The sequence below is a fragment of the Aurantimonas marianensis genome (assembly GCF_024195285.1).
Classification (GTDB): Bacteria; Pseudomonadota; Alphaproteobacteria; order Rhizobiales; family Rhizobiaceae; genus Aurantimonas; species Aurantimonas marianensis.
Genome location: NZ_JALHBS010000077.1, coordinates 17868 through 28710, shown reverse-complemented (window position 1 = coordinate 28710; position 10843 = coordinate 17868). Strand labels below are relative to the sequence as shown.

9 protein-coding genes are annotated in these 10843 nt (G+C 63.8%); 1 reads left to right on the top strand and 8 read right to left on the bottom strand.

What is annotated here, in order from left to right; genetic code table 11:
* The 8 genes from MJ956_RS18920 to MJ956_RS12780 all read right to left on the bottom strand — a co-directional run.
* Nucleotides 1–1064, bottom strand: a 1064-nt coding sequence (locus MJ956_RS18920; RefSeq protein WP_253964845.1) for a diguanylate cyclase domain-containing protein, incomplete at its 3' end; no start/stop codon positions are given.
* A gap of 89 nt (nucleotides 1065–1153) precedes the next feature.
* The gene (locus MJ956_RS12810) at nucleotides 1154–2194 is read right to left on the bottom strand and encodes a magnesium transporter CorA family protein (RefSeq protein WP_253964844.1); all 1041 of its coding nucleotides are present in this window, start codon (nucleotides 2192–2194) and stop codon (nucleotides 1154–1156) included.
* Nucleotides 2191–2577, bottom strand: a complete 387-nt coding sequence (locus MJ956_RS12805; protein WP_253964843.1) for a type II toxin-antitoxin system death-on-curing family toxin — start codon at nucleotides 2575–2577, stop codon at nucleotides 2191–2193. The genes MJ956_RS12810 and MJ956_RS12805 overlap by 4 nt, the downstream gene beginning before the upstream one ends.
* On the bottom strand, nucleotides 2574–2795 hold the full coding sequence (locus MJ956_RS12800) for an AbrB/MazE/SpoVT family DNA-binding domain-containing protein (RefSeq protein WP_206455366.1): 222 nt from the start codon (nucleotides 2793–2795) through the stop codon (nucleotides 2574–2576). Before MJ956_RS12800 ends, MJ956_RS12805 begins: the two co-directional genes overlap by 4 nt.
* A gap of 66 nt (nucleotides 2796–2861) precedes the next feature.
* Nucleotides 2862–5027: a methylmalonyl-CoA mutase gene (scpA, locus tag MJ956_RS12795; protein WP_253964842.1), complete on the bottom strand. Its 2166-nt coding sequence runs from the start codon at nucleotides 5025–5027 to the stop codon at nucleotides 2862–2864.
* On the bottom strand, nucleotides 5024–6490 hold the full coding sequence (locus MJ956_RS12790) for a methylmalonyl-CoA mutase family protein (RefSeq protein WP_253964841.1): 1467 nt from the start codon (nucleotides 6488–6490) through the stop codon (nucleotides 5024–5026). Before MJ956_RS12790 ends, scpA begins: the two co-directional genes overlap by 4 nt.
* Before the next feature lie 121 nt (nucleotides 6491–6611).
* Nucleotides 6612–8273 carry an HWE histidine kinase domain-containing protein gene (locus MJ956_RS12785; protein ID WP_253964840.1) on the bottom strand — a complete coding sequence of 554 codons (1662 nt, stop codon included), beginning with the start codon at nucleotides 8271–8273 and terminating at the stop codon, nucleotides 6612–6614.
* A 241-nt stretch (nucleotides 8274–8514) separates the two neighbouring features.
* Nucleotides 8515–8889 carry a DUF2267 domain-containing protein gene (locus MJ956_RS12780; protein ID WP_253964839.1) on the bottom strand — a complete coding sequence of 125 codons (375 nt, stop codon included), beginning with the start codon at nucleotides 8887–8889 and terminating at the stop codon, nucleotides 8515–8517.
* 168 nt (nucleotides 8890–9057) lie between these two features.
* Here MJ956_RS12780 and MJ956_RS12775 point away from each other — a divergent pair, with 168 nt between their 5' ends.
* Nucleotides 9058–10716 (top strand): helicase HerA-like C-terminal domain-containing protein, encoded by a 1659-nt coding sequence (locus MJ956_RS12775; RefSeq protein WP_253964838.1) that lies wholly within the window; start codon nucleotides 9058–9060, stop codon nucleotides 10714–10716.
* The last annotated feature ends 127 nt before the right edge of the window (nucleotides 10717–10843 follow it).

The window sequence follows — 10843 nt, the reverse complement described above, 5'->3', positions numbered from 1 at the left end:
TTGTAAAGGGCGAGGTCGGCTCGCTGAAGCAATTCGGCGGTCGTTTGCGCGTCGTCGGGAAAGAATGCCGTGCCGACGCTGCATTTGGCTGTCACCGATATTCCGTCGATCATGATAGGGTGACCAACTGCGGCGATCATCCGATCGGCGAAACGGGATGCTTCCTGTAAATCGCCATCGATATGCTGCAGGATCACGAATTCGTCCCCAGAAAAACGTGATACGATTGTGTCTTCATCACACGACGCTCTCATGCGATCAGCCACAAGGCTGAGGACGCGGTCCCCGAAGGAATGGCCATAGGTGTCATTCAGGCGCTTGAATCGGTCGAGATCGACGAAATGCAGTGCTAGCGGTGTTCGGTCGCGAATGGCCGTATCGAGGATTCGGACCATTTGTCCTTTGTTCGGCAGGCCCGTTAGTCCATCGACGTGTGCGAGCCGAAAGTTTTGTTCGGCAATAACAAACGTCTCTTCCATCATGCCTCTCATGCCGTCTGCAATCTTGAGCAGGGTGAGACAGAAGACGCCGAACAGAACGGCGAACAGAATGTGCCAGAAATCCCCTTGCCAGGCGAGACCGACCGTCATTGGGATCGCCGCCGCCGCCAACTGCAAGACGACCAACTTTCGGGAGGCGTAGTTTCGGCCGACAAGACCCGTCATGAAACACAGGGCGGTCGCGAACGAAAAGAATTCGGCTTCGACGTAGGTTTGTCCTTCGATGAAAATCGCCATCGGCCAGATACCGATGAGAAAAACGTGCGCGATACCGGTCACTTCGTAAAAGCGCTTGGCTGCTGCGACGGCCTCATCGGCCTCGTCGGCACGGCGGGCGCCGTAATAGATAGCTGATACGCGGACGGCCGTTATCACACTCAACGCGGCAAAGATCGCCCACACGCTCGACATGTCGGTCTGTAGCGCCGTCGCGAGGCAAGCGATGAGCGTAAATACGCATCCACGGGCAAAATTGCCGGCGTCAGCAAAGAGCATCTGCTTGTAACGATCCGATGGGCGTTCACCAGTCTGGATCGTCTTGAGCCTTTTAATCGCGAACTGCACCGTCGCTCCAATCAACGAGAGGCATCCAGCGTACAATGTAACGATTAAGGACAAATTTATCCTACGCTATGGAACGCAGGGCGGGTGAACTACAACCAGTCCTTGTAACGGAAGAACAGCATCGGAACGATCGCCGACATGATCATCAGTGCGAGGGCGAGCGGATAGCCGAAAGTCCAGCCTAGTTCGGGCATGAAGCGGAAGTTCATGCCGTAGATCGAGGCGATCAGCGTCGGCGGCAGAAAGGCGACGGCCACGACAGAGAAGATCTTGATGATGGCGTTCTGTTCGATCGAGATCATGCCGACCGTGGTGTCGAGCAGGAATGTCGTCTTGTTCGACAGAAACGACAGGAAGTCGTTGAGCGACTGGACGTCCCGGCCCATCGCCTTCACGCGGGGTCTGGCGTCTTTGGCGCCGGATTTGCGCCGGTCGAGAGCAAGCTGGAGAAAGGGGAGCAGGCGATCAATCGTGGCCAGGCTTTCCCGGGCGCGCGACGTGAGATCCCCGGCCGCCCCGACGCGTTGCAGCAACGATCTGAAATTCCTCGTGGCGGCCGGCTTCTTGCGCGCCGAGGAGGAGAAGACGTCCTCGCCGATGCTGTCGAGGGCGGCCGAAATCATCTCGAGCAGGTCGGCGACACGGTCGATTACCGTTTCAAGAAGCCCGATCAGGACCGTCTCCGCCGATGGTGGTCGATCGCTCCGGCCGGCGGCCGGCTTTTCGGCGCCGCCGGGCTGGATGGCGCCCGCATGGCGCGGCGTCTCGCGGCAGAGTTTGGCCGCGTAGATCGCAAAGCTCTTCGGTTCGCTGTAGCGCAGGGTGATCAGTCGGCGGCCGGCGAGCATGAAGGTGACCGGCGCGAAAGACGGCTTGCCGCTGTCCAGCCCGAACACCACCGACGCTGTCATGAAGTCGGCGTCATCCTGCGAATAGAGCCGGCTCGAAACCTCGATTTCGACCATTTCCTCGCGGGTCGGCACGTCGATGCCGCAGAGCTGTTCGACGGCGGCGATTTCGTCCGGACGCGGGTCGAGCAGATCGATCCAGACCGCCTCGGCCGGGATCGCGTCGGGCGATGCCCGAACCGCGCGCATCCTGGCACCGGTCGGGACATAGGCCTCGATCATGGACGCTTTTCCGTAAAATCGCGGAACCAGCTCGCGGCGCTGTCCTCGCTGACGGCTCCAGCTGCGACATCCATGACGAACTGGTAGAGCATGCCGTTATCGGCGGTGATATCGTAGCCGTGCTTCATCAGGAAAACCGCTGCGACCACGATCGCCGTCCGCTTATTGCCATCCACGAATGGGTGGTTGCGAGCGATCCCGTAGAGAAACGCCGCCGCGAGGTCGAAAACGTCTGGCTCTCCGTACGCGGCCTTGTTGAGGGGGCGGTCGACGGCCGACTCCAGCAGCCCGGCGTCACGAATTCCCCGCGCGCCGCCGAAGCGGTCGATCTGCTCACTATGGAAGGCCTCGACACTCGCTTGCGAAACCCAGCGCCAGGTCATTTCGCCAGTTTCGCCAACGCGTCACGATATTTGTCCATGAAGACGCGTGCATGGGCCAGTTCTTCCTCGAAGTCTGGCCCTGCCTTGATAAGCTTGACGCCATCTTCCGAAACGATGGCGTTCAAGCGGTCGCCGGTGGCCAATCCGGCCTGTTCCAGCACCTCCTTCGGTAAGATCACGCCTTCGGAATTGCCGATCTTGCGGATGACGGTGTTCATGGCAAAGCCTCCGATCTCCAGGTTCTGGCGTTATAACTAATGTTGAACCAGGTGGGTGGCAAGAGACTATTCGGCGGCTACCTTCTCATGGCCCAAGTGGCGGGAAAGGGCCCGCAGCAGGTCTTCAGCCGCTTCCGCGACGACCGTTCCCGGCAGGAAGATGGCCGCGGCCCCTGCCGCCTTGAGGGTGTCGACGTCCTTCGGGGGGATGACGCCGCCGACGACGATCATGATGTCGCCGCGCCCCTCCGCTTCCAGCGCCGCCTTCAGCGCAGGGACGAGCGTCAGGTGCCCGGCCGCCAGCGACGACGCGCCGACAATGTGGACGTCGTTCTCGACGGCCTGGCGCGCCGCTTCCTCGGGTGTCTGGAACAGCGGCCCGATGTCGACGTCGAAGCCGAGATCGGCAAAGGCCGAGGCGATGACCTTCTGGCCGCGATCATGGCCGTCCTGGCCCATCTTGGCGACGAGAATACGCGGCCGGCGGCCCTCGGCCTCGGCAAAGGCGGCGCTCATCGCCTGAACCCGTTCGATCCGCTCCGACATTGCGCCGGCCTCCCGTTTGTAGACGCCGGCGATGACCTTCGTCGTCGCGACATGCCGGCCGAACACTTTCTCCAGCGCGCCGGCCATTTCGCCGACGGTCGCCTGGGCGTGGGCGGCGGCGATCGACAGCTCAAGGAGATTGCCGTCGCCGCGCTCAGCCGCCGCCGTCAAGGCGGTCAGGGCCGCTTCGGTCACGGTGTCGTCGCGCTCGGCCCTGAGCCGCTCGAGCTTATCGATCTGCTGACGGCGTACGTTGGCATTGTCGACCGAGAGGACGTCGATTTCGTCGGTGTTTTCGTTCACGAACTTGTTGACGCCAACGACGGTCTGCGCGCCGGAGTCGATGCGCGCCTGGGTCTTGGCGGCGGCCTCCTCGATTCTGAGCTTAGGCAACCCCTTGTCGATGGCCTTGGCCATGCCGCCCATCTCCTCGACCTCCGCGATGTGGGAAAGGGCCTTTTCAGCGAGCAGATGCGTCAGCCGCTCGACATGCGTCGACCCGCCCCAGGGATCGATCGGCGTGGTGGTGCCGGATTCCCGGGCCAGCACATGCTGGGTGTTGCGGGCGATCCGGGCGGAAAAGTCGGTCGGCAGCGCCAACGCCTCGTCGAAGGAGTTGGTATGCAGCGACTGGGTGTGCCCCTGCGTCGCCGCCATGGCCTCGACGCAGGTTCTGACGACGTTGTTCATCACGTCCTGCGCGGTCAGCGACCAGCCCGAGGTCTGGCAATGAGTGCGCAGCGAAAGCGAACGCGGATCCTTCGGCGCGAAATTCTCCCGCATGAGCGCCGCCCAGACCAGCCGCGCCGCGCGCAGCTTCGCAACCTCCATGAAGAAGTTCATGCCCACGGCCCAGAAGAACGACAGGCGGGGGGCGAAGCGATCGATGTCGAGACCCGCCGCGACGCCCGCGCGGGCGTATTCGATGCCGTCGGCGATGGTGTAGGCGAGTTCCAGGTCCGCGGTCGCGCCGGCTTCCTGCATGTGATAGCCGGAAATCGAAATCGAGTTGTATTTCGGCATGTGCCTCGACGTATAGGCGAAGATGTCCGAAATGATCCGCATCGAATGCTTCGGCGGATAAATGTATGTGTTGCGGACCATGAACTCCTTCAGGATGTCGTTCTGAATGGTTCCGGACAGGTCCTTCTGGGCAACGCCCTGCTCTTCGGCGGCGGCGATATAGAGCGCCAGAACCGGCAGCACCGCGCCGTTCATCGTCATCGAGACGCTCATTTCGCCGAGCGGAATGCCGTCGAAGAGCTGGCGCATGTCGATGATCGAGTCGATCGCGACGCCGGCCATGCCGACATCGCCGGCAACACGCGGATGGTCGGAATCGTAGCCGCGGTGGGTCGCGAGATCAAAAGCGACCGAAAGCCCCTTCTGTCCCGCGGCGAGATTGCGGCGATAGAAGGCGTTCGATTCCTGCGCGGTCGAAAATCCGGCATATTGCCGGATCGTCCACGGCTTTTCGACATACATGGTCGGGTAGGGGCCACGCAGATAAGGCGCGATGCCCGGATAGGTATCGAGGAAGGGCAGATCCGCGATGTCGTCGGCGCCGTAGGCTCCCGCGATCGCGATCCCTTCCGGCGTCGCGAATGGCTCGCCAAGGGGCCGGGCTGCGGCGGGGTGGGTCGGCCGGCTCCAAGCGATGCGGGTGAAATCAGGAACCTTCGTCACGCCGGGGCCTCCACGGTTTCGCTGGTTCGGTGCGGGCGCAGCGGCTCGCAGCGGGTTTCGCCGGGCGGCTGGGAAGGCGGCTCGGCGGCAGCAGGCCGCCCGTGGAGATCATGGTGTCGCTCCTCATCGAGCGCGTAGAGATTGACGCCGACGATGACGATCTTCCCCTCCGCGAGCTTGGCGGCCCTCGCCGTGCGGGCGTCCATGACGCGGTTTTGCAGAACACCGGCGGAAAGACTGTCGAAGATGCCGCCCTCGGCCTCGATCTTCTGGAATTCGCTCCAGGCGACCTCCGCGGTCAGATCGGTCAGCGCCTCGATACCACCGGACCCGGCCGCCGGATCGGTGACGCGCGCCAGGCCGGATTCGTCCTGCAGGATGATCTGGATGTTGCGGGCAAGCCGCCGCGCGGCAGGGTCGGCAAGGCCGAGCGGCGTCGTGTGTGGCAGCACGGACAGGCTGTCGGCGCCGCCTGTCCCGGCCGCGAAGGCCGCGATCGTCGCGCGCAGGATGTTGCTGTGCGAATCCTTGGCCGCCATCATGCGCCAGGAGGTCTCGGCGTGGATGCGGGCCGCGGGCGCTGTCGTCTCGCCGCATTCCTCCAGCAGTTTGGCCCAGAGGAGCCGCAAGGCGCGCAGTTTCGCGGTCTGCTCGAACTGCCGCTGGTCGACTGCCAGGGTGAAGCCGATCGAAGCCGCCGCATCGGATAGGTCTATGCCGGCATCGAGCATCGCTCTCAGGTAATAGAGCGCCGTTGCCAGCACCGCGCCGAGTTCCTGCCCGGCGGTTGCGCCCGCGTCGTGGAAGACGCGCCCGTCCGCCTCGGCGACACGGCCGCGAAAGCCGCTCGCGCGAAGCGACTTCGTGGCGCGGCCCGCATGTGCCCGGAAGTCCCGCTCCGGGCCGGCAAAGCTTCCCGTGAAGGCGAAGGGGCCGATCGCGTCGAGACACAAATCGAGGGTGAGCGCCTCGAAATCCTGTCTCCGCTCCTTTGCCAAGGCACGGATCGCCTCGACGGCGCGCCGGGCGTCCATATGCGGCTCGATCCGCAACGAGACCATCTCCAGCTCGACATCCGCAAGGGCGCGGCCGATAGTGGCGACGTCCATGGGCAGCCCGAACCCGTGCGCCGATGCCGACCCGGCGAAAACCAAAGACAGACCGTTGGCGCCGCCTTCCAGATCCGCCAGCGCCTGGGCGTTGGCGCGCACGGCGTCGGGATCATCGACGCGTTGAAGGACCGCCCATCGCCCGTCCGCCGAGCGTGCGAGCGGAGACGCGTCGCGCCTGCGTTCGTGCAGTGGCCCATAGCTGAACCCATCCTCGGCCCGCGCGGCGAGCGAACCGAAATCCCGGCCCTTCAGGCCCTTTTCCACCAGGCTCCGCCATTCGGCTTCGCTGGTTTCCGGAAAGTCGATTTTGTCGATCGTCAGCGCCGTCATTGCCCCTCCCTTGCGGGCCATGCCGCGTTTCGCCTTGCTGGTGAGCCCGAATGTGGCCTTCCTCACCCGTCTAGATAACGCCTCTTCGGCATAGACGAAATGCGGCCTTCGGCTGACCTTGCTCCGCGCGCCGTCGACAGTCCTAGTCTGTCGCGATGACGGCGTCGGTCGGCGCCGCCAGTTTCCATACGACGCCGGCCGGCGCGTAGGTCATCTCCACCGTTCCGCCCAAGCCGCGCGACGTCATCTTCTGGGTCACCAATGTGCCGAATCCGGCGTGTTTGGGTTCGACGACCGGGGGGCCGCCGATTTCACGCCAGACAAGCTGGAATTGTTCAGCGACCGACCATGATATTCGCACGGTCCCGTCCGAACCGGAAAGCGCGCCGTATTTGGCGGCGTTGGTCGCCAGTTCGTGCAGCGCGAGCCCGATCGTCTGTGCCGCGGTCGAATTGAGATGAATGACGGGACCGTGCAGTTCGATCTGCTCGCCGCCGGCGCCGAACGCCTTCAGCTGCGTTTCAACGAGATCGGCCAGTACCGCGCTTTCCCAGCCGCTACCGGCGAGCAGGTCGGCGGACCGTGCCAGCGAACTCAGTGCCTCCGATAGCGTATCCAGGAACTGTGTCGTGTTGGCGCTCTCCTTCGCGGCGCGTCGGGCAATGGCGGCGATGAGCGCGTACTGGTTCTTGGCGCGATGGGTCATCTCGCGCATCAGGAAACGGTTTTGCTCCTCGGCCTCGCGGCGCTCCCGCGAGGCCTGCGCCAGAACTTTCGAGACCGCGCCGATCTCGGCAATGTCGGTCCCGAACGGCATGGCCGGTTCGCCCTTGCCGATGGCCTCGGCCTGTTTCGACAACTGCAGGATCGGCGCTGCGATGCGCCGGCCGAAAATGATGCCAAGCATGATGGAGAACAGCAGAAGCAGGATGCCGGCACTGATCAGCAGGATCCAGGATCTGAGTGCCGGCTGGACAATCACGGCATTCGGCACGGCGACGGTGGTGGTCCAGTTGGACAGGCCGGACACCGTCGACGCCTCGATCAAATCGTCGCTCAGGCGTGCGCCCAGCGTCTCCAGGATCGAAGGGTTGTCATAAGAAATCCCTTGCTGGGCTTGCATCCTTCCTTCGCTGGTCACCGCCGCGAAGACGCGCCGGCCCTCGGAATCCTTGATGATCGCCGACCATTCGCGCGGCAGGTTCCGGTTCGCGATGACGGCCTCCAGGGCATCGGCGGCCTTGTTGATCACCAACACATAGGCGACCGTTTGATCCCGCATCACCGGGACCGCGACATGGAACATGAAGCGGTCGGCCCGCTCGCCGAAAAAGACGCTGGAGACCATCGGTCGACGGGTCTCGAACACCTGCTCGATCGTCTTGGTATATTCGGTCTTGCGCGGCGATGGCGGAAAAGGCTCCAGCGTTGAGACCACGATCCGAAACGTGGGATCGATCAACTCGGCACTGGTCTGCGTGGCTCTGAGCGCTGCCACAGTCCGATCGTGAAAGCCAGCAAGATGTCCGGTTGCCAGCGAGGGCGAAGATGCGAGCACCTTGCCGCTGGTGATCATGCCGTAGATATCCCGATCAACGGCGTTGGAGACGATTTCGGCCGTATCGTTGACCTGCGCGGCGGCGATCTCACGCTGCTGTTCGGAGAATTGCAGCACCAAAAACGCGCTGAACAGCAGCGCGGGAATGAGAACGATCAGCGCGAACAGGACAAGATGGGCGAGGAGGGGAGGCCGCCGCATGACGCGCGACAGCTTTGCCCATCGCGCCCGTCTGGGCGCGGACATAAAAGCTCGCATCCGGTCAGGCAGCGAGCGAGCGACGTCCGCTTCGACACTCATCGGCTACATTCTCCGCGGCGCCGTGATCCTCGATCTGCGCCACGGCCCCTGCTAGTAAGGAACCCCTGCGTTTGTTACACGACCATACGTCAGCCTTGGCCCGTATTCCATAACCTATTGCTAGGATGCGCGCTTTTGCGCCGTTGCTCGACGCCGCCAAAGCCCGGCGGAGTTCCCGGCGACATGGTCAGACAAAGGGCGACAGACTAGGCACCGAGGCCAGGGCCCGATCGACGGTTTCGGGATCGGATTGGACCTTCGCAAAGGCGACGAGTTCGCGCGCGACGATCTGAATCTGTGCCATGTCGAGGCCAAGCCCCATCAGCTTCGAGCCGAGCCCCATGATACCGCCGCCCATCATGCCGCCGGGCGCGCCGTCGCCGCTGTCCTCGCCAGCCGTCGCGACCGCATCGGCGGCGCCCGGCGTTTCGGCGATCATCTTGCCGACCGCCGGATCGTCGCTCTCGGCTTTGAGATAGGCGAGTATGTGGCCGATAGCCGCCTCCGCGATGGACGGCTCAAGACCCGCCTCGGCTGCGATTTTCGCCAGCAGTTCGTCCATGCCTATCTCCTTTTGCCGCCGCGCCTGGGGAGCGGCGGAGGCTTGCCGCGGAGCTTGGCAAAGCCTGGTCGCCGATGCAATCGTCGACCACATGATTACCGCCGCCCCCGCTTGTTCCAAGCCTTTGGCCGTCTATAACGCCTATGGGCGATGAGCGAGGGATGGCGGATGCAGGAAACAGGCCGGATTTTTCTGGGAAGCAGCCGCGACCCGCGGGATGCGATCAGGAAGGGCGAGTATCTCGACCTCAGGCTCGCCAATCGCCACGGCCTGGTAACGGGCGCGACCGGCACCGGCAAGACCGTGACGCTGCAGATCCTCGCGGAGGGCTTCTCGGAAGCGGGCGTGCCGGTCTTCTGTGCCGATATCAAGGGCGACTTGTCCGGCATTTCCATGCGCGGCGAAAGCCGGGACTTCCTCGTCGAGAGGGCGGAAAAGATCGGCCTCGACCCCTATTATCACGACTTCTATCCGGTCGTGTTCTGGGACATCTTCGGTGAAAAGGGGCACCCGATCCGCGCCACCGTTTCCGAAATGGGACCGCTGCTGCTGTCGCGGCTGATGAACCTGTCGGACGCGCAGGAAGGCGTTCTCAACATCGCGTTCAAGATAGCCGACGAAGAGGGGCTGTTGCTGCTCGACCTCAAGGATCTGCAGGCGACGCTGGCGCATGTCGCGGAAAATGCCGACGACATCTCCAAGCTCTACGGCAATGTCGCGAAGGCCTCGGTCGGTGCGATTCAGCGTTCGCTGCTGGTGCTGGAACAGCAGGGTGCCGAAAGCTTCTTCGGCGAGCCGGCGCTCAAGATCGCCGATCTGATGCGCACCGATCGCGACGGACGGGGCATCGTGAACATGCTGGCCGCCGACAAGCTGATGATGAATCCGCGGCTTTACGCGACTTTCCTTCTGTGGCTGCTGTCGGAACTGTTCGAGGAGTTGCCGGAGGTCGGCGATCCCGACAAGCCGAAGCTGGTCTTCTTCTTCGACGAGGCGCATCTGCTCTTCGACGATGCGCCGAAAATCCTGACCGATCGGGTCGAGCAGGTCGTCAAGCTGATCCGCTCCAAGGGCGTCGGGGTCTATTTTGTGACCCAGAACCCGCTCGACGTGCCGGACGGCGTCCTGGCCCAGCTTGGCAATCGCGTCCAGCACGCATTGCGCGCCTACACACCCCGCGAACAGAAGGCGGTAAAGACGGCGGCCGAGACTTTTCGCCCTAACCCGGAATTCGACGCTTATGAGGCGATCACCCAGCTTGGGGTCGGCGAGGCACTGGTCTCCACCTTGGACGCGAAGGGCGTGCCCTCAATGGTCGAGCGCACGCTGATCCGCCCACCCTCGGCGCGTCTGGGGCCGATCAATCTGTCGGAACGCGACTCGATCATCGCCAAGAGTCCGGTGGCGGGCCAGTACGACCAGGCGATCGACCCGGATTCGGCCTATGAGATGCTGGTTGGCCGGGCCGAGGCCGAACTCCGTCAGGAGGAAGAGCAGCGCCGCTTGGAGGCGGAGGCAGCCGAGGAGCGCCGGAATGGAGAATCAGCGCGCCGCGCCGAGGCCGCGTGGGGGCGGCGCACGCGCACCGGCTTCCAGCTCCCCGATTTCGGTCTCGGGGGTGGCGGGCGCGACGACACAAGGGAGGTCGAGGACGTCGAAGAGGCAGGCTCGCGTCGTGGGTCGGCGCCCCGTCGCCGTCGCTCATCGGGTTACCAGCGGCAGACGCTGACCGAAACCGTTATGAAGCAGGTCGGCCGGACAGTGGCCTCGACCGTGACGAGGGCGGTCTTGCGAGGCGTTCTCGGCGGCTTCAAGCGCGGCCGCTGACTGACGCAGCGTCAGGCTTCGGTGGAGCGCAACCGGTGCCGCGCTGGGGACGCAATGACCCGGAGACCTTCCCAACACGGGTTCGCCTCCCCATCTTGGCCCCGGCGAACCATCGGAAAGGACGAAC

Excerpts from the sequence above, each read along its gene's own strand:
- MJ956_RS12780 (WP_253964839.1), bottom strand. The coding sequence starts at position 8,889 with ATGGACGAACTGCTGGCGAAAATCGCAGCCGAGGCGGGTCTTGAGCCG.
- MJ956_RS12790 (WP_253964841.1), bottom strand. The coding sequence starts at position 6,490 with ATGGCCCGCAAGGGAGGGGCAATGACGGCGCTGACGATCGACAAAATC.
- MJ956_RS12800 (WP_206455366.1), bottom strand. The coding sequence starts at position 2,795 with ATGAACACCGTCATCCGCAAGATCGGCAATTCCGAAGGCGTGATCTTA.
- MJ956_RS12775 (WP_253964838.1), top strand. The coding sequence starts at position 9,058 with ATGCAGGAAACAGGCCGGATTTTTCTGGGAAGCAGCCGCGACCCGCGG.
- MJ956_RS12810 (WP_253964844.1), bottom strand. The coding sequence starts at position 2,194 with ATGATCGAGGCCTATGTCCCGACCGGTGCCAGGATGCGCGCGGTTCGG.
- MJ956_RS12805 (WP_253964843.1), bottom strand. The coding sequence starts at position 2,577 with ATGACCTGGCGCTGGGTTTCGCAAGCGAGTGTCGAGGCCTTCCATAGT.
- MJ956_RS12785 (WP_253964840.1), bottom strand. The coding sequence starts at position 8,273 with ATGTCCGCGCCCAGACGGGCGCGATGGGCAAAGCTGTCGCGCGTCATG.